Raw genomic sequence first — 22,371 nt, 5'->3', positions numbered from 1 at the left:
CTTCGCGCCTGCGCGCCGTGGGCTAGAATCCGATCTTCAGATCCTTGACAAAGCGATCGGTGAACGCCTTTTGCCATTCGGTCTTTGGATCGAGCAGGTCGGCGGCGACCAGGAAGTCATAGGTCTGCTTCCATCGCGCAGCCGTCATGATGCCGATTCCGCTTGTGGCGGCGTCGCCACCGTCGAGCGCTTTGGTCTGCTTCAGCTTGTCGATCGCATATGCGATCTGGGCGTCGGTCATTTTCGGGTTGTCGACTTTGATCAGGGCGTTGGCCGGTTCCGGGTTCTTGAGATAGTCACGCCAGCCCTCGAGCGATGCCTTGACGAAGCGGGCCACCACATCGGGGTTCTCGGCGAGCATCTTCTCGGTCGTCACGATCGTCGAACCGTAGGGCGGATAGCCACCGTCGGCGAACAGGAAGAATTTTGCCTTGGCGCCCTGCTGCTGCGCCTGGAACGGTTCGGACGAAAGATAGGCCTGCTGCGACACCGTGGGGTCGGCAAAGAACGGTTGCAGGTTGAAAGTGTAGGCGCGGATCTGGTCGTCGGTGTAGCCGTATTTGGCGCGCAGCCACGGCCAGAACGTGGTCCGCGACGAACCGGAGATCAGGATCGGCTTGCCTTTCAAGGCGGCGAGGTCTGCCACGTCGTCATGGGCCATGATGCCTTGCAGATCGAACTGGAACGAGGACGCTACCGTCACCAGTGGCAGTCCCTTTTCTCGGCCTTTCAGCACCTGGATGTCGTAGCCCATCAGGAAGTCGGTCTCGCCGGCCAGCAGGAGCTGCGATCCGTTCACCTGCGGTCCACCCATCTTGATGGTGACGTCGAGCCCGACCTTCTCGTAAAGCCCGGTCGCCTTGGCCTGGTAGAAGCCGCCATGCTCGGCCTGGGCGAACCAGCTGGTCAGAAATGTCACCTTGTCGGCGGCGGTCGACGGGGCGACGAAGCCAAGGCAAGCCGCGGCGGCGAGCAGGGCGCGGGACACGATGGTCATGACGGCGTTCATGGCAACCTCGGTGTGATCTCGATCGGAAGGAATTCCGATGGGGCGGAATCCCGGTGGCAGCGTTCCCGGCACTGCGAAAGATGCACGCGTCGTCTGTCATCCGGAAGCATTTTGATTCGAGGCATATGTTGCCTTTTAGGCAACGCATAAAAAGCCGGGTCACGCCTCGGCACGCACCATTGTCAACGGCTCCGCGATGTCATAGTCGGACATCATGGTCGTACGCGCCGCAACCGCGCGGTGCGGCGTGAAGGGAATCCAACATGGACAAGCTGCGCCGCCGCGCTTGGTGGGACGAATACGCCTCGCGTGAATTCGAAAGCCTCGATCCAGAGAGCACCATCGCCATCCTGCCGATCGCTGCCATCGAGCAGCACGGGCCGCATCTGCCGGTAGGCGTCGACGCGGCGATCAACCGTGGCATGCTCGAGACGTTGATCGATTGTCTGCCCGATGATCTCGACATCCGGATCCTGCCGATCCAGCAGGTCGGCAAATCCAACGAGCATCTGCGGATGCCCGGCACCCTGACCTTGCCGGCGGCGACGCTGATCGAGGCCTGGACCGAGCTCGGATTGTCGGTCGCGCGCGCCGGCGTGCGGAAGCTCGTGATCGTCAACTCGCATGGCGGCAATGACGAGGTGATGGGCATCGTCGCGCGCGAACTGCGGGTGCGTGCCGACATGCTGGTGGTCAAGTCTGCCTGGTCGCGGCTCGGCAAGCCGGCCGGCCTTTACAGCGAGCGCGAGCTGAAATTCGGCATTCACGGCGGTGACGTCGAGACCTCGCTGATGCTGCATTTCCGCCCGGAACTGGTCGACATGGCGCGCGCGCAGGACTTCCGGTCCGTTGCCGAGGACGACGAAGCGGCCTTCGACCATCTCAGGCCGACCGGATTCATTGCCTATGCCTGGATCGCCGGCGACCTCAATCCCGACGGCGCGGTCGGCGAAGCGCACAAGGCCACCGCCGACAAGGGCCGTCTCACCGCCGAGCACGCCGCGGGGGAATTCATCAAGCTCCTGTACGACGTGAAGGCGGCGAAGCTGCCGCGCTGATCAACTGCGCTCGAACAGCTGCCGGATCAGGGTCGTGATCCGGCCGGTCGGCGAGCCCAGCGCGAGCATGACCGAGAAATGGTCGGCGCCGGGAATTTCCTCATAGCTCACCGGCAATCCGTTGACGGCGCGGTGCGCGGCCATGTCGGCCGTCTGTTGGCGCAGCATCGGCAGTTCGGCCGCGCCGACCACCAGAGCCAGCGGTGCCGCGGGGCCGCTTGAGAGCAGCAGCGGCGAATTGCGCCGCGACGTCGCTTCGTCAAGCTTGAGCTTGACGTTGAGAAAGCTGTGGCGGATCGGTTCGAGATCGAAGATGCCGCTGATCGCAATGCCCGCCTTTACGCGCGGATGCGACAGCGCGATCGTCGCCAGATGTCCACCTGCCGACCAGCCTGAGACGACAATGCGGCTGGGGTCGCCGCCGAGCGCGGGAAGCTGTTCAGCGAGGGCGTCGAGAGCCCGATGGATCTCGGCAACGATCTCGTCCATGGTCGCCTCCGGCGCCAGGGTATAGCCGATCAGCGCGACATTGATGCCGTGAGCCATCGGTCCCTCGGCGAACCAGGTGACGGTTTCCTTCGAGCGCATCTGCCAGTAGCCGCCGTGAATCAGCACCAGCGTCGGGCCGCCCTCGGCGGCCTTGAGGAAATCGATCCGATTACGGTCGCGTGGACCGTATCTCAGGTCGAGATGCGCGGAATGCTTGTCCCGCATGGCGGCGGACCGCTGCTCCCAGCTCGCGACAAGCTCTGCGCTGCCCGGTACGGCGGCGCTGTTATTGAGCCCGAGATCGCGCTGCTCCTGGCTCATCGATCGCCAGTTCGTCTCGCCGAATATCGTTCCCATCGTGATGTTCCCGTCAGCGCTCCGCCACGAAGCTGCGCATCTTGCCGGGATTGAGCAGGCCGTGGGGATCGACCTCATGTTTGAAACCAAGCTGATCGACATCGACGCGTTTGTAGCGGCTGCCATCCTCGACGGTGTACACGTGCGGATTGGCGATATGGACCTCGTGCGCCTCGTGCAGGCGGATGATCTCGTTCAGCCGCTCCGCGTCGCTGTACCGCACCACCGGCAGTCCGCTGCAGGTCAACTGGCCGTTGAAACGGATGAACTCGAGATGCTGCAGCACCTCGTCCGGAAACATCGTGCGCATCTCCTCGACCTTCTGCAGCAGCCGGTCATGGGGGTACAGGCATTGCAGATAGGTCACCGTGCGATCGCTCTTGAGCACCTGCAGGGTGGTATGATTCCAGGTGTATTCGTACAGCGGCACCTTGCCGGGGCCTTCGTCGGTCGGCATCTCCAGAGTGATGGTGCCGCGATCGCCGAGCAGATCCCTGAAGTCTTCCAGCGAGCGCTCGGCGATCATCGCGATCAGAATACTCTTGCCCTCGGGGCAGCAGGATTTGAGCGCACCAAAATAGGACGGCAGCGGCCATGTGATGGGCGCCAGCAGTTTCTTGATGATGCCGTCGGAAAGCGCCGCGGCACGGCCGAATTCGACCGCGGCCAGGAAATCGTCGAAAGCGACCACCACATCGATCCATGGCTGTGCGGGCGCCAGCGGCATTTCGAGCGCGGTGATGATGCCCGTGGTGCCGTAGGCACGGTTGATCTTCTGCGCCGCGTCGTCGCGCAGTTCGATGATGCGGGGCTCCGACTCCATGGTGACGATGCGCGCGGCGAGGATATTGCCGGGTTCGCGCAAGCCGCCATAGGTGATCGAGCCGATGCCGCCGGATCCGCCAGCGACGAAACCGCCAATGGTCGCGGTGCGCTTGGTGGAGGGATGCATCCGCAGCTCATAGCCGGACGGCCGTGTCGCGGCGTCGATCGCATTCATTTTGGCGCCGGCGCCGACACGGATCTGTCCGGGTCTGATCCATTCGATCGTGTCGAGCGCGGTGACGTCGAGCAGCACGCCGCCGGCGAGCGGTACCGCTTGGCCGTAATTGCCGGTGCCGCCGGCCCGCACCGTCAGTGGCACGCGGTGGCGTACGCAGGCTGCGGCGACGCGAACAATATCGGCCTCGTCGCGTGGCGCGACGATTAGATCGGCCGACTTGTCGTTGAGCTGATCGTTGAGGACCGGGCTGTACCAGAAGAAATCGCGCGAGCGCCGGCGCACGATTGTGGGATCAGTCACGACCGGGATATCGCCGAGCTCGGCGAGCAGCGGTGCCAGTCTGTCCGTCGATGGATGCCTGTTGGATGCGTCAAAAGACGTGAGATCGTTCATGGCGCGTTCACCTCGGCGATGGTGGCCCGCTTGCCGGCGAGGGCAGCGGCAAGGACGGAAGACTCCAGCACAAAGCCGAAGCATTGGTTTACGTTGTAGACGGTCGCGGCCATGCAGTAGTCCGGTGAGGTGGTGGCTGCGCAGTCGCGCAGCAGCATGCAGTCGTAGCCATGGAAGTTGGCGTCCTGCAGCGTGCAGAGCACGCACTGGTCGGCATTGACTCCGGCGAACAAGAGCGTCGTGACATTGAGGTTGCGCAGGATGCTATCGAGCTCGGTGTCCTGGAATCCTGACATGCGATATTTGGCGACATGAATGTCGGTGGACTCGACCGTCAGCTCTTCGACAATCGAGGCTGACCAACTGCCGCGTTCCAGCACCCGCGCACCGGAGCCCGGCAGCCGGTCACCGAGGCCGACGCCTGTGCCGGACGGCTTGTAGACATGCAGCAGAGCCGGGCTGAGGTTGAGCCGATCGGGCCGGTTGCCCCAGTTGAGCCAGATCACCGGCACGTCGAGGCCGCGCAGCACTGGCAACAGCCGTTGCAGCGGCGCGATCGGTGCGCGTGCCGGCGTCACATCGACACCGATGTGGGCAAGCCAGCCGTCCGGATGGCAGAAGTCGTTCTGCATGTCGACGACAATGATGGCGGTGCGCGCGAGATCGAAGGTTACGAGCTTGGCGCCGGCATCGATCGTCACCGGCTGCGGCACGACCGGTGGCCGGATAAGGTTTGCCCGGGTCGCCGAGACCGACCAGCGGTTGCGCGTGCTGGCGCCGAGCGGCATGAGATCATCGACCGGTTGGAGGCGGGTGTTGGTCATCGTTGATCCGCCTGGTCGCGCCCCCGCAGCACCGCGATGTCGTCGGCCTCGATCTCGACCGGTTCGCCGCCGCGGATCAATTCGGCAAAGCCTTCGTTCGGTGTCATCACCGTCAGGCAATACAGCTTGCCGGCCCCGGTATTCTCGATCACGTGCTCGGAGCCGGGATGCAGCAGCAGCGAGTCGCCCTTTCTGATCGGCAGCGTCTTGCCGTCGCAGCGCGCGACTCCCTCGCCGTGCAGCACGTGGAAGAATTCGTGCGCCGTCGCATGTTCGTTGGGCGGCGTCGCGCCGCCCGGCCGGAAGATTTCGATGACGAAGATGTTGTCGATCCGGTCGCTCTCATGATCGAACAGCATCACGAAATAGTTGGTGTCCGTCGGCGAGATGCGGAAGGCCTTGGACTGAGCGAGGTTTTCGACGCTGAACGCCATGAGGGAGGCTCCTGATTGTGGCCGGTTCGACGTGCGGACGTACGCGTGACGAGCCACGATGGATTCAGCACGCCGGAAGGCTTGCACAAAAGCGCTTTATTTCGCAAACACCGTTGCCTTTTAGGCAACGTAACAGCATCCTCCGGAGCGAGGCTCTTTTCCAAGCAGGAGCAAGGGGATGCTGCATAGCCGCCTGTTGACCTATGTGGACGAGGTGGCGCGCACCGGATCGATCCGCAAGGCTGCGAGCCATCTTAACGTCGCGGCCTCCGCCATCAGTCGCCAGATTCTTGCGCTTGAGACCGAACTCGGCACGCCCATTTTCCAACGGCTGCCGCGCAAGCTGATTCTGACCGCGGCGGGCGAGGTGCTGGTTGGCCACATTCGCCAGACCCTGAAGGAATTGACCCGCGCGCAGGGCAAGATCGAGGAACTGAAAGGTTTGCGCCGGGGCGAGATCACGGTGGCGATGATGAGCGGTCTCGCTTCGAACCTCGTGCCCGGCACCGTCAAGCAGTTCCGTGTTTCCAATCCCCGGGTGCGGCTCTGTCTGACGCTGCTGACCACGGGCGAGGACATTCAATCCGCGGTCGCCAGCGGCGAGGCCGACCTCGGCATCGGCTTCGATTTCACCCGCGGCAGTCACCTGAAGGTGCTGGCCCGCGCCGCCGGCAAACTCGGCGCGGTGATGGCGCCGAGCCATCCGCTCGCCAAGCGCAACCAGATCCGGCTCGGCGAGTGCGTCGACTATCCGCTGGTGATCGCCGACGGGTCGACCGTGATCCGGCCTTACCTCGATTCGGCATTTGCGAAAGCCTCGCTGGAACCGCTGCCGATCATCGAAACCAACGCCATCGAGATCATGCGCCACGCTGCCATTCTTGATAATGGCATTACCTTTCTTACGCCGTTCGACATCGAGTTCGAGCGGCGCGTCGGCCGCCTCGTCTATGTGCCGGTGCGCGAGTTGGCGCACGAGACGCAGACGCTCATGCTGATCGGCCACGAGCGCGGGACGAGCGCGATCGCCAGCGTGCTCGCGGAGATGCTGAAGGCGATGATGCGTGAGGCCGCGGCGTGAGCGACCGGGGCGTCGCCCGCTGTCATTGCAGGGCGGGTCGCAGCCGCTTCGCGCTCGATGCCATATGAAGACCGGAACGGTCATCGTGGCAAACATTTCACGAATCATGCGGCGTTCGACCGATGATCTGCATGCTTTCAGAGAGCCGCAGCGCGCAGGCGCTCACCCGCAGCAGATTGGGCATGATTTGCTAGAGCTAGCTCAAACTTGCCTATGATGGACTCGACCGACTGACGTGTCGCGGTGAGAAAGTGTCAGTCTACAAGGCGGGGCGTTTCAAACCGATCCGCATGCGAGGCCCAGATCTCCGATCTTGCTGTCCCAGCCGCGACATCGTCACGAATGCGTTGAACCGGCTGATCGATAAGGCCTCGGTCGCAAACTGGCTCAAGGAGCACGGCCCCACACGCCTCGAGTAGCCGGCGCCTCCCCGACCTATCCGGGACGGCATCAGCATCTCAACGTGCTTGACGGTCTCGCCGCAAGAAATCCCGAGGCCGTGAAGCAGTCGATCCAGGCCGATCTGATGGAGGGAGGCGCCAGATTGCTGCAACTGCTCAAGGATATCGAAGCCGGTGCGACGCCGTCAGAGTTGGATGCCGCAGCGACATAGTCAGCGAGCGACGCTGCCTCGATCGAACCGTCGGGCAGTCCAGCGCGCGTCATCGGTCGTTCCGCCGCGCGGCCACTATGATCCGATCCAAAATTTGGTCAAGAACGGCATCGATTTTGCAAAAATGAGTCTGACAAACTGCGAGTCCGACAGTGTGGTGCTCGGCGCTGTTCTCTATTTGCGTTCTATCAGCGCGGCCCGGCGCGAACGGGTTTGCCTGTCGCCAATCGCTCTATCCGACAATCACGAGTCCCCTTGCACAGTTTTGCTACAGGCCGACACGAATTGCGGCAGTGTTCGCTGCAACAACGCGCTTGACATAATATCCGATCTCAACGACCGTATCGTGCAAGCGTAGGGCAACACGGCCCAGCAACGCGATGAGTTCAATCATTTCCAACGCCACGCATTCTTTGCGTGTTTGGTTGGCGGCGAGGGCGCCCTCGGCTTCACAGCCGGCGGGCGCTTTTTTTGTTTTTGGATCGAGTGATGGCGCGGAAACGGTATCGGATTGGCGTGATGTTCTCGACGACGGGCTCCTACAGCGTCGTCGCGCGTTCGATCCTCAATGGCGCGTTGCTAGCGTTCCAGGAGGTCAATGCCAGCGGCCAGGACGTCGAGCTGGAGCCGGTGGTGGTCAACCCGTCCGGCGACCTCGCGCGCTATCGTTCGCTCAGTTTCGAGCTTCTCGGCTCCGACATCCGGCATGTGGTCGGCTGCTACACTTCGTCGAGCCGCAAGGAGGTGATCCCGTGCTTCGAGAAGTTCGACGGACTGTTGTGGTATCCGTCTCACTACGAGGGCTTCGAAAGCTCCGATAACGTCATCTACACCGGCGCCGCGCCGAACCAGCACGTGCTGCCGTTGGTCGACTATCTGGCGTCCCGCGTCGGCTCGCGCGCGTTCTGTGTCGGCTCCAACTACATCTGGGCGTGGGAGAACAACCGCATCTTCCGCGAGGCGCTGATCGCGCGGGGCGGGACCGTGCTCGCCGAGCGCTATCTTCCGGTCGGTGATACCGAGGTCGACCAGGTGATCAAGGCGATCATCAATCAGCGTCCCGACTTCGTCTTCAACAATCTGATCGGCACCAGCGCCTATGCCTTTTTCCGCGCGTTCCGGGCCGCCTGCCGGACGCGCGGCATCGACCAGGCTGCCGAAATTCCGGTCGCGAGCTGCACGCTGTCGGAACCGGAATTGCCGGAGATCGGCCCGGACGCGGTCGACGGACATCTGTCCTCAAGCGTCTACTTCTCCTCGCTGAATTCGTCGGAAAATGCCGCCTTCATCCGCGCCTACACGGCGTCCTTTCCGGATGGACCGGTCTCGTCGGCAGATGCTGAATCCTCCTACATCGCCGTCAAGCTGCTCGCGGCGGCATTGTCGCAGGCCGGCACCGACGACGCTCGTACGGTGCGCGCCGCCGTGGCCGATCAGCGGCTGCGCGCTCCGCAAGGGGAAGTCCGTATCGACCGGCAGACCTTTCACGCCTGGCTGACACCACGGATCGGACGCTCGGCCGCCAACGGCCAGTTCGAGGTGCTGCTGGAATCCCGCGAGCCGATCGCGCCCGATCCCTATCTCGTTCAGTCGTCACCGCGCTTTGCCAGCGCGATGCGCTCTCCGCTGTTGAAGGTGGTGCAATCATGAGCTCCCGACTGCTACAGAACTTCAAGGGCGGCCGCGCCATCGTCGTCACCCGGCGAGGGGGATGGGAGAGCGCGCTCGAAACGACGCTCGCCAAGCTCGGCGTCTCCACCGAATATCCGGAGATTATCGACGGCCACGCGCATATCGACGTCGCTGGCCTTCAGTCCGACCGTGACATCCTGTTCGTCGACGGCGATCTCGAAGGCGCGGTCGCGATCGAAGTCAATCCGGCCTCGCGGCTGCCGCCGGTGCCGGTGATCGGCCTCGTCGGCGTCGAGGCGCCGAGCCGGCTCAAGGCGCTCGTCAATCTCGGCGCCACCTCATTCCTGCGCAAGCCGGTGCATGGCGGCGCGGTCTATACCTCGCTCTTCATGGGCATCAATCAGTTCCTGCTGCGCGCCGAGATGTATGAGCGCTTGCAGGGCCTCGAGGAACGCCGCCGCGGCCGCCGCGCGGTGATCCGGGCCGTCATCCTGCTGATGCAGCAGGACGGCCTCGACGAGGAGGATGCCTATTCCCGGCTCCGTCGCGAAAGCATGCGCGCGCGGCAGAACATGGAACTCTATTCCGAGGAGTTTCTGAGCAAGAGGGCGAAGCCGCCCGATACGACCGGCCGCACGACCGGCATCATGCTGCAAGGCGGCAACAAGCAAGCCATCTAGGAGAAGAAAAATGAGCAAGTCTGTATTGCGGGGGCTGCGTGCCGCAGCCCTCACGGGGACGCTTGTCCTCGGATCACATCTTGGATCGCCCTCGGCACTCGCGGCGGAAAACCCGATCAAGCTCGGCGTGCTGGAGGATCAGTCCGGCGACTTCGCCGCCGCCACCATCGGCAAGGTCCACGCCATCCAACTTGCCGCCGACGAGATCAACAAGGCCGGCGGCATCATGGGCCGGCCGATCGAGCTCGTTCCCTACGACACACAGTCTGACAACACGCGCTACCAGGAATTCATGCGCCGTGTGCTCCAGCGCGACAAGGTTGACGTCGTCTTCGCGGGCTTCTCGTCGGCCTCGCGCGAGGCTTATCGGCCGATCGTCGACCAGTTCAACGGCTTCGCCTTCTACAACAACCAGTATGAAGGTGGCGTCTGCGACGGCCACATGATTGTCACCGGCGCGGTGCCGGAGCAGCAGTTCTCCACGCTCATTCCCTACATGATGGAGAAGTACGGCAAGAACGTCTACACGCTGGCAGCCGACTACAATTTCGGCCAGATCTCGGCGGAGTGGGTGCGCAAGATCGTTAAGGAGAACGGCGGCAAGATGGCCGGCGAGGAGTTCATCCCCCTCGGCGTGTCGCAGTTCTCGCAGAGCATCCAGAATATCCAGAAGGCCAAGCCGGACTTCGTGGTCACGCTGCTGGTCGGCACCGCGCAGGCCTCCTATTACGAGCAGGCCGCCTCCGCCAACGTCAACCTTCCGATGGCGTCCTCGGTCAACGTCGGACAGGGCTACGAGCACAAGCGCTTCAAGCCGCCGAGCCTGAAGGACATGTACGTCACCACCAACTACATCGAGGAGATCGACTCGCCCAAGAGCAAGGAATTCTACGCCAAGTTCAAGGCCAAGTTTCCGAGCGAGCCCTATGTGAACCAGGAGGCGGAAAACTCTTACCTCGCCGTCTATCTCTACAAACAGATGGTGGAGCGGGCGAAGTCGACCAAGCGCGAGGATATCCGCAAGGTGATCGCGATGGGTGACGTCTGCATGGATGCGCCGGAAGGGAAGGTCTGCATCGACCCGAAGAGCCAGCACATGTCGCACACGATCTATCTCGCCAAGGTGGGCGCCGATCATTCGATCTCCTTCCCGAAGACCTGGGAGGACATCAAGCCCTACTGGCTCGGTGAAGCCGGCTGCGACCTGACGAAGAAAGATCCGATGGCCCAGTACACGCCGTCGAATCCGCCGCCGAAGCCCTGACGGCGGTCGATCGCCCCGGCGTTCCCGGCACGCCGGGGCGATCACGGACATTCGCGGCGGCAACGCCGCTTCTCTCACCAGTCTGGCAGGTTCATGGACATCGCGACCCTCGCATTTTCTGCACTCTATCAATTCGGCGACGCCTTCGCGTTTCTGGTGCTGTCGGCCTGCGGGCTTGCGGTGATCTTTGGCATGATGGGCGTGATCAATCTCGCCCATGGCGAGTTCATCATGTGCGGCGCCTATGTGACGGCTGCCACCGTGCATGCCGGCCTGCCGTTGCCGCTAGGGATATTGGTAGGAACGATCGTGTCCGCGCTGGTCGGCGTCCTGGTCGAGCTCACCGTCATCCGCCATCTTTACGACCGGCCGCTCGACACCATAGTCGCGACCTGGGGGCTCAGCCTGATCGCGACGCAAGGCACGCTAATCATGGTCGGATCGACCATGGCTGGTGTCGGCACGCCGTTTGGCAGCTTCCAGGTCGGTGACTATTCCTATTCGATCTATCGCATCGTGCTGTTCTGCGCCGCACTCGGCGTGCTCGCGGGTCTCTACGCCCTGTTCAACTGGACGCGCTTCGGCGTGCTGGCGCGTGCCACCATTCAGGTGCCGCATATGGCGGCGGCACTCGGCGTCGACACGCGGCTGATCTACAGCCTCACCTTCGCCTGCGGGGCGGGGCTCGCAGGCCTTGCCGGCGGCCTTTATGCGCCGACCATGACGCTGGTGCCGACCATGGGCGCGACCTTCATCATGGAAGCTTTCGTCACCGTGGTGATCGGCGGCGCCGACGTCTTCCTCGGCACCGCGCCGGCCGGGGGCGTGCTGGCAGTGGTGAAATCGGCCATGACGTCGTGGCAGGGACAGCTGTTTGGCCAGATCGGTCTTTTGGTCGCCGTCATCATTGTGGTCCGGGTGCTGCCGAAGGGCATCTCCGGCTTCGTGCTGCGCGAACGCACCTGACGGAGTGATGGCGTCGTGAGTGGTTTCGTCTCTTTCTTTCGTCGTCTCGAAGGCCCGCAGACCGTCGGTCGTGGTCCAGCCTTCTGGAGCCTGTTTGCCGTCGTGATGATGATCGCGCTCGCCTATCCGCTGTTCAGCGACGGCTACACGGTCGGCAACACCGTCTACTTCTTCGTCTGGGTGTTCATCGCTCTCAGCCTTTGCCTGATCTGGGGCTATGGCGGCTCACTGTCTTTCGGGCAAACCGCGTTCTTCGGCATCGCGGGGTACGGCTACGGCGTCCTAACCCTCAATTTCGGTTCGGCCTATGGATTCACATTGGTGGCGCTGGTGGCAGCGATCGCGATTGCGGCGCTCTTTGCGGCCTTGCTCGGCTACTTCATGTTTTTCGGCCGCATCGCCGGCGTATTCCTCGGCATCGTCACGCTCGCCGTGACCCTGATGTTGGAGCGCTTCATGGCGCAGACCGCGGGGCCGGAGTGGCACATTGGTAGCGCGCGGCTCAACGGCTTCAACGGCATGAGCGCGATGCCGCCTCTGACCATCCCGTGGCCGGGCGAGCCGATCGTGCTATTCGCTGATGTTGGGCTTTACTATTTCGTGCTTGGCCTCTTGGTCTTCGTCTATCTGGCCTTGCGCATCCTAATGAACTCGTCGTTCGGCAACGTGATCGTCGCGATTCGCGAGAACCCGGAACGGGCGGAGATGCTGGGCTACGATGTGCGCAAATATCAGCTCATCACTTTCGTCATTGGCGCCGTGCTCGCGGGGATATCGGGCGTGCTCTACACGGCGTGGGGACAATATATCACGCCATCTAGCATGGGTATGACGGCAGCGGCGCTACCGCTGATCTGGGTTGCGGTCGGCGGGCGCAGTGATCTGACCTCGACCGTGGTCGGCACGCTGGGGGTGCTGGCGGCATTCCAGGCGCTCACGATCTACGGCAGCCAGTATGCGCTCGTTTTCATGGGTGTGCTGCTGGTGCTGACCGTCCTCATCGCCCCGAACGGTCTCGTGCTCGGGACGATGAACTGGCTCGGACGGCTTGCCGCGCGCGTCACCCAAAGGGCCGGCTGATGTCGTTGCTCGAGCTTCGTAAACTGAACAAGCATTTTGGCGGCCTGCACGTCACCAATGCCGTTGACCTCACGTTGGAGACGGGTGAGATCCACTGCCTGATTGGCCCGAACGGCGCCGGCAAGAGCACGCTGTTCCGCCTGATCCTCGGCGAGCACCATCCCGGCAGCGGCGATGTCCTCTTCGCGGGAGAGAACATCACGGCGCTGAAGTCCTTTGCGAGGATTCGCCGCGGACTGTCGGTCAAGTTCCAGGTGCCTGGAGTGTTCAAGGGCTTATCCGTCCGCCAGAACCTTGAGATCGCCTTACAGAGCCGACATCGCGGTAGGGAACTCGAAGCGGAGATCGACAGACTGCTCGTCTTCCTCGGACTGGAGAGCGAGCAGGCGCAGACCGCCGGCAATCTTAGCCACGGCCAGAAGCAGTGGCTTGAGATCGGCATGGCTATCAGCTTGAAACCGAGTCTTCTGTTGCTCGACGAGCCGACCGCCGGCATGTCGCCGGAGGAAACCCACATGACTGGGGAGATGGTGCAGCGGCTCAATGCCGATGGCATGACTGTGCTGGCGATCGAGCACGACATGGCCTTCGTGCGCCAGGTTGCCCAGCGCGTGACCGTGTTGCATCTCGGCCAGGTCTTTGCGCAAGGCTCGATCGACGAGATCGTGGCCGACGAGCGTGTGGCGGCGATCTATCTGGGGCAGGCCCATGCTTGATATGCGGCGTAAGGAAGTGATCCTCTCGACGCTGGCTCTACGCGCCGGCTATGGCGGCAAGCCCGTCCTGCAAGGAATCGAGATCGAGGTGCGGGAAGGCGAGATCGTCGCTGTCATCGGACGCAACGGTGTCGGCAAGTCCACGCTGATGAAGAGCCTGATCGGGCTGGTGCCAGCGATGAGCGGTTCGATCGTCTATCGCGGCGTGGCGGTGGAATCTCTCCCGGCGCACAAGCGGGCCCGCCTCGGCATGGGTTATGTGCCGCAGGGGCGCGACGTGTTCCCGCGGCTGACCGTCGGCGAGAACGTCGCGGTCGGCGCCGCGATCAAGGGCAGCGGCATCCCCGAGGCGGGTCGGCGCAAGATTGTCGAGGCGTTTCCGATTCTCGCCGAGCGCTGGACCCAGCGTGCCGGCGCCATGTCCGGCGGCCAGCAGCAGCAACTCGCGATCGGGCGGGTCCTGATTGCCAATCCGAGTCTCATCCTGCTGGACGAGCCGTCCGAAGGCATCCAGCCTAACATCGTCCAGGATATCGCGCGCAACATGGTCGAGCTCAACCGAAGGACCGGTGTGACCATCATCCTGGTCGAGCAGAATCTCGACGTGATCCGCGCCATGGCGCAGCGCTGCTACGTCATGGACAAAGGCCGCATCGTCGCAAGCCTTAACCGCTCGGCGCTCGACGATGAGGCGGAGATGCGCCGCCACCTCGCGGTTTGAGAGCGACGCCTATAACCAAGGAGAACGGCAATGGCTTGGCAAAACGATTCGATTATGGCCCGCAAGGGTGTCGCCAAGGGCGAGCGCGGCAAGGAATACAGGATCACCGAAACCGAGCAAGGCAAGTACCACTATGTCTACGGCCCCTATGTGAAGCCGGTGCTGACGGTCGATCCGGGCGCCGTCGTCTCCGCCGAGACGCATGACGCGTTCGAAGGCGCAATCAAGCACGAGACCGATAGCCCGTCCAAGATTCTCAACTTTCCGTTCCTCAATCCGCAGAACGGACCAATCCACGTCAATGGCGCCGAAAAAGGCGACGTGCTGGCCGTTTATATCGAAAGCATCGTGCCACGGGGACCGCAGCCGTGCGGCACCACCGTGGTCATGCCGGACTTCGGAGGGTTGGTCAGCACTGGCCAAACTGCGCTGCTCAATCCCGCGCTGCCCGAGCGAGTCAAAAAACTCGAGATCGATGCCAAGACCGGAACGAAGTGGAACGACAAGATCACGCTGCCCTATGAACCCTTCATAGGCACCATCGGCACCTCGCCGGAGATTGAGGCGATCTCGTCGCTGGTTCCGGACTATTACGGTGGCAACATGGACCTTCCCGATGTCGGTGTCGGCGCCGTCATTTACCTGCCGGTTAACACCGAGGGTGCGCTGCTTTATCTCGGCGACTGCCATGCCGCACAAGGCGATGGCGAGCTCTGCGGCGTCGCCATAGAGCATCCGACCGTGACCACGGTTCAGATCGACTTGATCAAGGGCTGGACCATTGCGTGGCCGCGGCTCGAGACGAAGGAGTTCATTATGACCATTGGCTCGGCGCGGCCGATGGAGGATGCCGCCCGCATCGCCTATCGCGAGCTCTGCCGCTGGATGGCGGCCGACTACGGCTTCGACGAGATCGACGCCTACATGCTGCTAACTCAGGCCGGGCGCATGCGTGTCGGCAACATGGTCGATCCCAAATATACGCTCGGCGCTTCCATCAAGAAGTCCTATCTCGTTTGAGGACTAGCCAGGCCATGTCGCGCATACACAAAGTCGCCGCCGTCCAGTTCGAGCCGACCATGTTCGAGAAGGAGCGCAACATTGCGCGCCTGCTCGATCTCTGCGAGCAGGCGGCGGCTGCCGGCGCAAAGCTGATCGTCACGCCGGAAATGGGAACGACGGGCTATTGCTGGTTCGACCGTGCCGAGGTCGCGCCTTTTGTCGAGACGGTCCCGGGGCCAACCACGAACCGTTTCGCGGCGCTGGCGCGCAAGCACGCCTGTTACATCGTGGTCGGCATGCCGGAGGTGGATGAGGACGGCATCTACTTCAACACAGCCGTCCTGATCGGCCCCGACGGCGTTGTCGGTCACCACCGCAAGACGCATCCCTATATCTCCGAGCCGAAATGGGCGGCGGCGGGCGATCTGCACAACCAGGTGTTCGAGACGCCGATCGGGCGGATCGCACTGCTGATCTGTATGGACATCCATTTCGTGGAAACCGCGCGGCTGATGGCGCTCGGGGGCGCGGACGTCATCTGCCATATCTCCAACTGGCTGGCAGAGCGGACGCCTGCGCCTTACTGGATCAGCCGCGCTTTCGAGAACGGCTGCTACCTCATTGAGAGCAATCGATGGGGGCTCGAACGCACGGTGCAATTCAGCGGCGGCAGCTGCGTGATCGCGCCGGACGGGCAGGTGACGGCTGTGCTTGATAAGGGCGATGGAGTCCTGCTGTCCGAGATCGACCTCGACGCCGCCCGCGTGCGCCGCGTGCTCGGTGAGGCCGTGTTCGCGCAGCGACGGCCGGAGCTCTATCCGGAACTGCTCACCGACACATTCAGCTGGAATCCGCGTGACTTCTTCCGCCTCTATGGCCACGAGCCTTGGCCCGCCGGCAAGACGTCGCAGGTTAGCGTCGCGCAATTTGCGCCTGGTGACGACGCCGCTCAAAATATGAAGGAGATCGAGGCGTACGCGCGGGCGGCAAAAGCAGAGGGGGCGGAGCTTGTCGTCTTTCCGGAGTTAGCAGTGACAGGCCTGACCGATCCCGCGAAGTCGGCGCAGCCGATACCGGGGCCGGCGACTGCTAGCCTCGGCAAGCTTGCGGGGGAACTTGGCCTCTATCTCGTCTGCGGCCTCGCCGAGCGCAACGACGATCTGGTCTACAACAGCGCTTGCCTGGTAGCGCCCGATGGAAGCATCTCCGTCTATCGCAAGACGCATCTGGCGGCCGACGAACAAAGCTGGGCCACGGCCGGTGACGGTTGGACCGTTGTTGACACGCCGATCGGCCGCATTGGGCTGCTGATCGGTCACGACGCATCTTTCCCGGAAGCGGGCCGGGTCTTGGCGCTGCGCGGCTGCGATCTCATTGCGTGTCCCGCCGCGATCAAGGGGCGCTTCAGTTCGTCGCATGCCGGCACAGAGGTGGGGCAGCCAAAGCCGATTCCGACCGGCCCGGATCAGTATCACTGGCATCATTTTCGCGTTCGCGCGGGCGAGAACAACCTGTTTTTCGCTTTCGCCAATGTCGTCGATTCCCAACGCGGCTATCCCGGGCTGAGCGGCGTGTTCGGTCCGGACACGTTCGCGTTTCCGCGGCAGGACGCGATCGCGGCCGACGCCACGGGCATTGCAACCGCACTGGTCGACACGACCAATCTGGACAGCGTCTATCCGACCAATGTGGTGCGTCGAAAGGATCTGGTTTCGATGCGCATGCCGCACAGCTATCGTGGATTGGTCAAGGTTGCTGCGAACAATTACTGAACCAAGAAAAGGAATCCGACCATGAATCTGGGACTGAAGGGCGCCAGGGTTCTCATCACGGGAAGCACCAAGGGAATCGGCCGCGCGATCGCCGAGACATTTGCTGCCGAAGGCGCCAATGTCGGCGTGTGCTCTCGCAATCTGGCCGAGGTCGAGAGCACGACCGCCGCGCTCAAGGCCAATGGCATCGCGGCCTATGGCGGTGCGGTCGACGTCTCCGATGCGGCAGTACTGAAGGCTTGGGTCGGCGATATGGCGGCCAAGCTCGGCGGCATCGATGTCGTCGTCGCCAATGTCAGCGCGCTTGCCATCGGGCAGGACGACGAAAGCTGGGAGAAGGAGTTTTCGACCGACATGATGGGTACGGTTCGGCTGGTGAATGCGGCCATGCCCTATCTAGAGAAGAGTGCCGCCGGCGCGATTGTCACCATTTCCAGTGTCTCAGGGCGCGAGGTCGATTTCGCCGCGGGTCCCTACGGCACCTTCAAAGCGGCGATCATCCACTACACGCAGGGACTAGCCAATCAGCTCGCAGGGAAGGGTATTCGCGCGAACTCGGTCTCCCCGGGCAACACCTATTTCGATGGCGGGGTCTGGAACATGATCAAGGATAACAATCCCGAACTCTACAAGACTGCGTTAGCCCTCAACCCGATGGGTCGGATGGGAACGCCGCAGGAAATGGCTAACGCCGTAGTGTTTCTCGCCAGCCGCGCGGCCAGCTTCATCACGGGCACAAATCTTGTCGTCGACGGCGCACTCACGCGTGGGGTGCAGTTGTAGGAAAATGTATCGGCGTTTGCCTCGCGTTGGACCTCGCTAGCTCAAATGTGCCCATGATGATGGATTGGAGCGAGAGTTCAAGCTTTTCAATTGGTTAGATGGCCGCGTGTGCAAGACATGTGCACCGAGAGATCAAGAAAAATCTATCGACGGCAAATTTGAGCAGTCGGTCTGAGGGATGATGCGGACGTCGGGCTGGACGCGATCGAATTGACAAGAGCAGGACCGCCACCTGCGACTGAGAAGCTGATCTCGTTTTTCGCTTGGCGAACGGACCTGTCTTCGTTTCGTCGGTGGGGGAGGGCCGCTGTTCAGCGTAAGGGTGAAGAATGCTGATGTTGGTGGTTCGATTCCGCACCTGGGCACCAAAACTGCGCTTTTGCGCGCTAGACCACGATTTTGTTCAATGACGTGAGTGCTGGCCTGTGGGGGCCATTACGTCGCGTGCTCGTGATCTTTGCCTTCGAGGGTAACGCTAAGCGACCGCCTGAAAAGGTAATTTGAGATGGTTGCAGATCCGGGATTTGAACCTGTCGGAGACGCAGGCAGGCTTTCCGCCTCTCGAGACTCGACCAACGTACGCGCGTCGCCGGCCACAAGGGCGGTCGTTGTCGCACTGGCAAGCACCTCGGTTGGTGTTGGAACTCCCGACCGATACTTGAACTCCTCGTTCTGGTATTCGTGCGTCTCGCCAAGCAGAAGAGCAGCCGCTACATCGAAATCTATCAGGCCGCTGATGCATTTGTTCGGTCGGCTGTCATTTCGTCTCGTGCTCGACGGCCTTCGCACGCGCAGGTGAGGATTTCCGCGCGCCGGGGCCCGGATGCACGTGGACGGCTTTTGCGCTCAGCGGCTCACCGCATTCGGAGCAGACCATGACGGGGTCGAACATCTTGTGGCAGTTCTTGTGTTCGTGCAGCAACGGCCGTCCGCGCGAGTCGACCATGTGGATGTTGCCCCAGTGCACGATCGACATGATGATCGGATAGAGGTCGAGACCCTTCTGCGTCAGGATGTATTCGTAGCGCTTGGGTGCATCCTGATAGGGAATCTTGCGCAGCACGCCAAAGCGCACGAGCTTCTTCAGCCGGTCGGCCAAGAGGTGCCGGGTCACGCCAAGCGACGACTGGAACTCGTCGAATCTGCGGACCCGAAGAAAACATTCACGCAGGATGAGCAGGCTCCAGCGGTCGCCGATGACCGCCACGGTGCGGGCCAGCGAGCACGGCTCCTCTTCGAGAGCATCCCATTTCATCAACGTCTCCAGTCGATCTGCGGCATCTACAAAAAGAAATTCTAAATCAGAACTCACTAAATTTCAATAGGATGCCTCATTCTGCGCGGAATCGGCGCAATTGAATGATGATGATCATATTGACAGTTCTAAAATAGAACTATAGGACTGGGCGCCACGATCAATCAGGTGGCGAACGATTGCCGTCATCGAAGGGAAGGGCGTTCCATGGCAGCTCCGCTCAAGGTCGAGTTTCACTTCGATTTCGGCAGTCCCAACGCCTACCTCGCCGAGCTTGCGCTGCCGGCCATCGAGGAGCGAACGGGAGTCAAATTCGACTACGTGCCGGTGCTGCTCGGCGGCGTCTACAAGGCGACCGGGAACATGTCGCCCGCGGAGTCCCTGCGCGGGATCAAGAACAAGCCGGAATACAATGCGCTCGAGACCGAGCGTTTCCTGCGCCGCCAGGGCATCACCAAATTCAAGACGAATCCGTTCTTCCCGGTGAACACGCTGATGCTGATGCGCGGCGTTGTCGCGGCCGAGTTCGAGGGGATGTTCGAGCCCTACTTCCGTGCCGCCTATCACCACATGTGGGTCGAGCCCAAGAAGATGGACGATGCGCAGGTGTTTCGCGATGCGTTCCTGTCATCCGGGCTGGACATCGATCGCATCATCGCCCGTGCCCAGAAGGACGACGTCAAGAAGAAGCTGATCGAGAACACAGGCAGCGCGGTGGCGCGCGGCACGTTCGGCTCGCCAACGTTCTTCGTCGGCAACGAAATCTACTTTGGCAAGGACAGTCTGCGCGATGTCGAGGACGAAATCCTTGCGCAATTGAGCTCGGCACAGCGCAAGAGCGCCTGACCGCGCGGAGGCATCCGGAACGAACCGAGCCCGCAAAGGGCCTTTCAACGGGAGGTGTCATTGGCGAACTGGCAGCAGGTTGCGGCCGAAATCACGAATGCGTTGCCGCAGCGCATCCATGAGGTCATGGACCCCTATGTTGCCGCCACTCCCGACCGGACGGCGCTGATCGAAGACAATGCCAGACTGACCTATCGCGAACTCGACCGGGCGGTTGGTGCTACGGCGGAGGCGCTCCGCGCGCTTGGCATCCGCGCCGGCGATCGCATGATGATCGTCAGCGAGAACGCGATCGCGCTCGCCTGCCTCCTGTTCGCCGCAAGCCGCCTCGATGCCTGGGCGATTGTCGCCAACCCGCGGCTGTCGCCGCGTGAGCTGGATCAGATCAGGAATCACAGCGGTGCCCGGCGCATGTTCTTCACGGCAAAGGTCTCCGAAGAGGCGGCCGCGCACGCGACGCGTTACGACGCTGCGGTGCGGGATGTCGGGCCGCTCCACGGCATCGGCGTGTCTGCCCTGAACCAGGACACGCAGACCGAGCCGGTCGAGGCTGACGGCACACGCCAGGTGGCGGTGCTCATCTACACGTCCGGCACGACCGGAACGCCGAAAGGCGTCATGCTCACGCATCGGAACCTGCTGTTTTCGGCCAGGACCACGGCGACTTTGCGCAGCATGACGGCTGACGACGTGCAGTATTGCGTGCTGCCGATCTCGCATATTGTCGGCATCTCGCTGCTGACGATGACGCTGATGGTCGGCGGCGTCACGCGACTGGTCACCAAATACAATCCCGCGGCGCTTGCCACGGCGCTGGCCGAGGAAGGCATCACGCTTCTGAACGGCGTGCCCGCGACCTATCAGCGGCTGTTGGAATACAAGCAAATGGCGGGCTTGCAGAGGCTGGAGCGCGGGGCGCTGCGGCTGATGAGCGTCGCAGGCGCCCCGCTCGACCTCGAGCTCAAGGCAAGGGTCGAGAAAGAGCTCGGTCTTCCGCTGGGCAACGCCTTTGGCATCACCGAATGCTCGCCCGGCATTTCCGGCGTGCGGCCCGAGGCGCCGCGCAGCGACAATTCTGTCGGCACCCTCGTGCCGGGTATCGAGGCCCGGATCGTGGCGCGCGACGGCACCATCGTGACGAACGGCGACATCGGCGAGCTGCATGTCCGCGGACCGAACGTCATGCGCGGCTATTATCGCGCGCCCGACCTCACGGCGAAGGCGATCGACCCGGACGGGTGGTTCAACACCGGCGACCTCGCGCGCTTCGAGGGCGATGCGTTGTTCATCGTTGGCCGCACCAAGGAGATGATCATTCGGTCCGGCTTCAACGTCTATCCGGCCGAGATCGAAGCGGTGCTCAGCACCCATCCCGACGTGGTGCAATGCGCCGTGGTCGGGCGGCCGGTCGTGGGCAACGAAGAGATCGTGGCCTTCGTCCAGCTGCTCAAAGGCTCCTCGGCGACTGCGCAGGACGTGATGGCGCATGTCGCGCCGGAGCTCACCTCCTACAAGCGGCCGTCCGAGATCATCCTCATGGACGCGCTGCCGGCCACGTCGACCGGCAAGCTCCTGAAGCACAAGCTGGCGGAATCGCTACGCAGCTGAAGCGGGCGAGATCGCTTCAACATCTCAGAAGGCTGGAGAAGTTTCATGCAGAAGAGAAACAGGACGGCTGCGGTGATCGGCGCCGGTGACTTCATCGGCGGCGAGATTGCCAAGAAGTTCGCCTCCGAGGGCTTCACAGTCTTCGCCGGTCGCCGCAATGGCGACAAGCTCGCGCCCCTAGTCAAGGACATCGAGGCCGCCGGCGGTGAGATCCACGCGCGCTCGCTCGATGCGCGCAAGGAGGAGGAGATCACCGCCTTCCTGAGCGACGCCGACAAGCACGCGCCGCTCGAGGTCTGCATCTTCAACATCGGCGCCAACGTCAATTTCCCGATCCTCGAGACGACCGAGCGGGTGTTCCGCAAGGTCTGGGAGATGGCGTGCTACTCCGGCTTTCTCGCCGGCCGCGAGGCCGCGCGGCTGATGCTGGCGCGCGGAGGTGGCAACATCTTCTTCACCGGCGCCACTGCAAGCTTGCGTGGCGGCTCCGGCTATGCCGCCTTCGCCAGCGCCAAGTTCGGCTTGCGCGCGGTCGCGCAGGCGATGGCCCGCGAACTCGGGCCGAAAAACATCCATGTCGCGCACCTCATCATCGACTCCGGGGTCGATACCGAATGGGTGCGCCAGCGCCGGCTCGAAGCGCTCGGCCCCGATGCACTTGATAATCCGGACCTGCTGATGCCGCCGGCGTCGGTGGCGACGTCCTATTGGCAGCTCTATCAGCAACCCAAGAGCGCCTGGACATTTGAGCTCGAGATCCGTCCCTTCGGCGAAAAGTGGTAGGG

23 protein-coding genes are annotated in these 22,371 nt (G+C 62.7%); 16 read left to right on the top strand and 7 right to left on the bottom strand.

The window, feature by feature from the left end; translation table 11 throughout:
- Positions 1 to 22 precede the first annotated feature (22 nt).
- A complete protein-coding gene (locus tag XI08_RS39600) occupies positions 23 to 1,009 on the bottom strand; it encodes an ABC transporter substrate-binding protein (protein WP_271578584.1) in 987 nt (328 codons plus the stop codon).
- Positions 1,010 to 1,272: 263 nt separating this feature from the next.
- On the opposite strand from XI08_RS39600, the gene XI08_RS39595 reads away from it, so the two are divergent.
- Positions 1,273 to 2,067: a creatininase family protein gene (locus XI08_RS39595; protein WP_271578583.1), complete on the top strand. Its 795-nt coding sequence runs from the start codon at positions 1,273 to 1,275 to the stop codon at positions 2,065 to 2,067.
- Here XI08_RS39595 and XI08_RS39590 read toward each other — a convergent pair whose 3' ends face one another.
- From XI08_RS39590 to XI08_RS39575, 4 genes are read right to left on the bottom strand one after another with little or no spacing between them, the layout of a single operon-like run.
- Positions 2,068 to 2,913 carry an alpha/beta hydrolase gene (locus XI08_RS39590; protein ID WP_271578582.1) on the bottom strand — a complete coding sequence of 282 codons (846 nt, stop codon included), beginning with the start codon at positions 2,911 to 2,913 and terminating at the stop codon, positions 2,068 to 2,070.
- 13 nt (positions 2,914 to 2,926) lie between these two features.
- Positions 2,927 to 4,309: an FAD-binding oxidoreductase gene (locus XI08_RS39585; RefSeq protein ID WP_271578581.1), complete on the bottom strand. Its 1,383-nt coding sequence runs from the start codon at positions 4,307 to 4,309 to the stop codon at positions 2,927 to 2,929.
- A complete protein-coding gene (locus XI08_RS39580; protein ID WP_271578580.1) occupies positions 4,306 to 5,133 on the bottom strand; it encodes a cysteine hydrolase family protein in 828 nt (275 codons plus the stop codon). Before XI08_RS39580 ends, XI08_RS39585 begins: the two co-directional genes overlap by 4 nt.
- On the bottom strand, positions 5,130 to 5,567 hold the full coding sequence (locus tag XI08_RS39575; protein WP_271578579.1) for a cupin domain-containing protein: 438 nt from the start codon (positions 5,565 to 5,567) through the stop codon (positions 5,130 to 5,132). The genes XI08_RS39580 and XI08_RS39575 overlap by 4 nt, the downstream gene beginning before the upstream one ends.
- Positions 5,568 to 5,745: 178 nt before the next feature.
- Between XI08_RS39575 and XI08_RS39570 the strand changes: the two genes are divergently transcribed.
- Positions 5,746 to 6,648 carry a LysR family transcriptional regulator gene (locus XI08_RS39570; protein WP_271578578.1) on the top strand — a complete coding sequence of 301 codons (903 nt, stop codon included), beginning with the start codon at positions 5,746 to 5,748 and terminating at the stop codon, positions 6,646 to 6,648.
- 463 nt (positions 6,649 to 7,111) lie between these two features.
- Positions 7,112 to 7,261 carry a hypothetical protein gene (locus XI08_RS39565; protein WP_271578577.1) on the top strand — a complete coding sequence of 50 codons (150 nt, stop codon included), beginning with the start codon at positions 7,112 to 7,114 and terminating at the stop codon, positions 7,259 to 7,261.
- Between the two features lie 268 nt (positions 7,262 to 7,529).
- On the opposite strand, the gene XI08_RS39560 is transcribed toward XI08_RS39565, so the two are convergent.
- A complete protein-coding gene (locus XI08_RS39560) occupies positions 7,530 to 7,655 on the bottom strand; it encodes a hypothetical protein (RefSeq protein ID WP_271578576.1) in 126 nt (41 codons plus the stop codon).
- Between the two features lie 95 nt (positions 7,656 to 7,750).
- Here XI08_RS39560 and XI08_RS39555 point away from each other — a divergent pair, with 95 nt between their 5' ends.
- The 10 genes from XI08_RS39555 (at position 7,751) to XI08_RS39510 (ending at position 17,877) form a co-directional block, all read left to right on the top strand.
- A complete protein-coding gene (locus XI08_RS39555) occupies positions 7,751 to 8,911 on the top strand; it encodes a transporter substrate-binding domain-containing protein (RefSeq protein WP_271578575.1) in 1,161 nt (386 codons plus the stop codon).
- Positions 8,908 to 9,573 carry an ANTAR domain-containing response regulator gene (locus XI08_RS39550; RefSeq protein ID WP_271578574.1) on the top strand — a complete coding sequence of 222 codons (666 nt, stop codon included), beginning with the start codon at positions 8,908 to 8,910 and terminating at the stop codon, positions 9,571 to 9,573. Before XI08_RS39555 ends, XI08_RS39550 begins: the two co-directional genes overlap by 4 nt.
- Positions 9,574 to 9,583: 10 nt before the next feature.
- Positions 9,584 to 10,837, top strand: coding sequence for an urea ABC transporter substrate-binding protein (locus XI08_RS39545; protein ID WP_045011814.1), 1,254 nt, complete (start codon positions 9,584 to 9,586; stop codon positions 10,835 to 10,837).
- 93 nt (positions 10,838 to 10,930) lie between these two features.
- Positions 10,931 to 11,803, top strand: a complete 873-nt coding sequence (locus XI08_RS39540) for an ABC transporter permease subunit (protein WP_271578573.1) — start codon at positions 10,931 to 10,933, stop codon at positions 11,801 to 11,803.
- 15 nt (positions 11,804 to 11,818) lie between these two features.
- The gene (locus tag XI08_RS39535) at positions 11,819 to 12,883 is read left to right on the top strand and encodes a branched-chain amino acid ABC transporter permease (RefSeq protein WP_271578572.1); all 1,065 of its coding nucleotides are present in this window, start codon (positions 11,819 to 11,821) and stop codon (positions 12,881 to 12,883) included.
- Positions 12,883 to 13,599: an ABC transporter ATP-binding protein gene (locus tag XI08_RS39530; protein WP_271578571.1), complete on the top strand. Its 717-nt coding sequence runs from the start codon at positions 12,883 to 12,885 to the stop codon at positions 13,597 to 13,599. The genes XI08_RS39535 and XI08_RS39530 overlap by 1 nt, the downstream gene beginning before the upstream one ends.
- A gap of 1 nt (position 13,600) precedes the next feature.
- The gene (locus XI08_RS39525) at positions 13,601 to 14,320 is read left to right on the top strand and encodes an ABC transporter ATP-binding protein (RefSeq protein ID WP_271578624.1); all 720 of its coding nucleotides are present in this window, start codon (positions 13,601 to 13,603) and stop codon (positions 14,318 to 14,320) included.
- A 30-nt stretch (positions 14,321 to 14,350) separates the two neighbouring features.
- Complete coding sequence (locus XI08_RS39520) at positions 14,351 to 15,340, top strand: acetamidase/formamidase family protein (RefSeq protein ID WP_271578570.1); 990 nt, start codon at positions 14,351 to 14,353, stop codon at positions 15,338 to 15,340.
- Between the two features lie 14 nt (positions 15,341 to 15,354).
- A complete protein-coding gene (locus tag XI08_RS39515) occupies positions 15,355 to 17,094 on the top strand; it encodes a nitrilase-related carbon-nitrogen hydrolase (protein ID WP_271578569.1) in 1,740 nt (579 codons plus the stop codon).
- A 21-nt stretch (positions 17,095 to 17,115) separates the two neighbouring features.
- Positions 17,116 to 17,877, top strand: coding sequence for an SDR family NAD(P)-dependent oxidoreductase (locus XI08_RS39510; RefSeq protein ID WP_271578568.1), 762 nt, complete (start codon positions 17,116 to 17,118; stop codon positions 17,875 to 17,877).
- A 757-nt stretch (positions 17,878 to 18,634) separates the two neighbouring features.
- Here XI08_RS39510 and XI08_RS39505 read toward each other — a convergent pair.
- Positions 18,635 to 19,132: a winged helix-turn-helix transcriptional regulator gene (locus XI08_RS39505; RefSeq protein ID WP_271578567.1), complete on the bottom strand. Its 498-nt coding sequence runs from the start codon at positions 19,130 to 19,132 to the stop codon at positions 18,635 to 18,637.
- Positions 19,133 to 19,339: 207 nt separating this feature from the next.
- Between XI08_RS39505 and XI08_RS39500 the strand changes: the two genes are divergently transcribed.
- Genes XI08_RS39500 through XI08_RS39490 form a run of 3 tightly spaced genes read left to right on the top strand, consistent with a single transcriptional unit; the run spans position 19,340 to position 22,369 of the window.
- Positions 19,340 to 19,978 carry a 2-hydroxychromene-2-carboxylate isomerase gene (locus XI08_RS39500; RefSeq protein ID WP_271578566.1) on the top strand — a complete coding sequence of 213 codons (639 nt, stop codon included), beginning with the start codon at positions 19,340 to 19,342 and terminating at the stop codon, positions 19,976 to 19,978.
- 54 nt (positions 19,979 to 20,032) lie between these two features.
- Complete coding sequence (locus XI08_RS39495) at positions 20,033 to 21,586, top strand: class I adenylate-forming enzyme family protein (RefSeq protein WP_442869904.1); 1,554 nt, start codon at positions 20,033 to 20,035, stop codon at positions 21,584 to 21,586.
- Positions 21,587 to 21,631: 45 nt separating this feature from the next.
- On the top strand, positions 21,632 to 22,369 hold the full coding sequence (locus XI08_RS39490; RefSeq protein WP_271578565.1) for an SDR family oxidoreductase: 738 nt from the start codon (positions 21,632 to 21,634) through the stop codon (positions 22,367 to 22,369).
- Positions 22,370 to 22,371 lie beyond the last annotated feature (2 nt).

This window comes from Bradyrhizobium sp. CCBAU 11361 (assembly GCF_028128935.1).
Taxonomy (GTDB): domain Bacteria; phylum Pseudomonadota; class Alphaproteobacteria; order Rhizobiales; family Xanthobacteraceae; genus Bradyrhizobium; species Bradyrhizobium niftali.
The sequence above is the reverse complement of the archived record's forward strand: the minus strand, read 5'-3'. Positions and strand labels throughout refer to the sequence as shown.

What these genes read in the sequence shown, in the direction of transcription:
- XI08_RS39600 (WP_271578584.1), bottom strand. Translation starts at nt 1,009, where the DNA reads ATGAACGCCGTCATGACCATCGTGTCCCGCGCCCTGCTCGCCGCCGCG.
- XI08_RS39585 (WP_271578581.1), bottom strand. Translation starts at nt 4,309, where the DNA reads ATGAACGATCTCACGTCTTTTGACGCATCCAACAGGCATCCATCGACG.
- XI08_RS39540 (WP_271578573.1), top strand. Translation starts at nt 10,931, where the DNA reads ATGGACATCGCGACCCTCGCATTTTCTGCACTCTATCAATTCGGCGAC.
- XI08_RS39560 (WP_271578576.1), bottom strand. Translation starts at nt 7,655, where the DNA reads ATGATTGAACTCATCGCGTTGCTGGGCCGTGTTGCCCTACGCTTGCAC.
- XI08_RS39555 (WP_271578575.1), top strand. Translation starts at nt 7,751, where the DNA reads ATGGCGCGGAAACGGTATCGGATTGGCGTGATGTTCTCGACGACGGGC.
- XI08_RS39575 (WP_271578579.1), bottom strand. Translation starts at nt 5,567, where the DNA reads ATGGCGTTCAGCGTCGAAAACCTCGCTCAGTCCAAGGCCTTCCGCATC.
- XI08_RS39505 (WP_271578567.1), bottom strand. Translation starts at nt 19,132, where the DNA reads ATGAAATGGGATGCTCTCGAAGAGGAGCCGTGCTCGCTGGCCCGCACC.
- XI08_RS39525 (WP_271578624.1), top strand. Translation starts at nt 13,601, where the DNA reads ATGCGGCGTAAGGAAGTGATCCTCTCGACGCTGGCTCTACGCGCCGGC.
- XI08_RS39580 (WP_271578580.1), bottom strand. Translation starts at nt 5,133, where the DNA reads ATGACCAACACCCGCCTCCAACCGGTCGATGATCTCATGCCGCTCGGC.
- XI08_RS39530 (WP_271578571.1), top strand. Translation starts at nt 12,883, where the DNA reads ATGTCGTTGCTCGAGCTTCGTAAACTGAACAAGCATTTTGGCGGCCTG.
- XI08_RS39595 (WP_271578583.1), top strand. Translation starts at nt 1,273, where the DNA reads ATGGACAAGCTGCGCCGCCGCGCTTGGTGGGACGAATACGCCTCGCGT.
- XI08_RS39510 (WP_271578568.1), top strand. Translation starts at nt 17,116, where the DNA reads ATGAATCTGGGACTGAAGGGCGCCAGGGTTCTCATCACGGGAAGCACC.
- XI08_RS39490 (WP_271578565.1), top strand. Translation starts at nt 21,632, where the DNA reads ATGCAGAAGAGAAACAGGACGGCTGCGGTGATCGGCGCCGGTGACTTC.
- XI08_RS39590 (WP_271578582.1), bottom strand. Translation starts at nt 2,913, where the DNA reads ATGGGAACGATATTCGGCGAGACGAACTGGCGATCGATGAGCCAGGAG.
- XI08_RS39545 (WP_045011814.1), top strand. Translation starts at nt 9,584, where the DNA reads ATGAGCAAGTCTGTATTGCGGGGGCTGCGTGCCGCAGCCCTCACGGGG.
- XI08_RS39520 (WP_271578570.1), top strand. Translation starts at nt 14,351, where the DNA reads ATGGCTTGGCAAAACGATTCGATTATGGCCCGCAAGGGTGTCGCCAAG.
- XI08_RS39570 (WP_271578578.1), top strand. Translation starts at nt 5,746, where the DNA reads ATGCTGCATAGCCGCCTGTTGACCTATGTGGACGAGGTGGCGCGCACC.
- XI08_RS39550 (WP_271578574.1), top strand. Translation starts at nt 8,908, where the DNA reads ATGAGCTCCCGACTGCTACAGAACTTCAAGGGCGGCCGCGCCATCGTC.
- XI08_RS39515 (WP_271578569.1), top strand. Translation starts at nt 15,355, where the DNA reads ATGTCGCGCATACACAAAGTCGCCGCCGTCCAGTTCGAGCCGACCATG.
- XI08_RS39500 (WP_271578566.1), top strand. Translation starts at nt 19,340, where the DNA reads ATGGCAGCTCCGCTCAAGGTCGAGTTTCACTTCGATTTCGGCAGTCCC.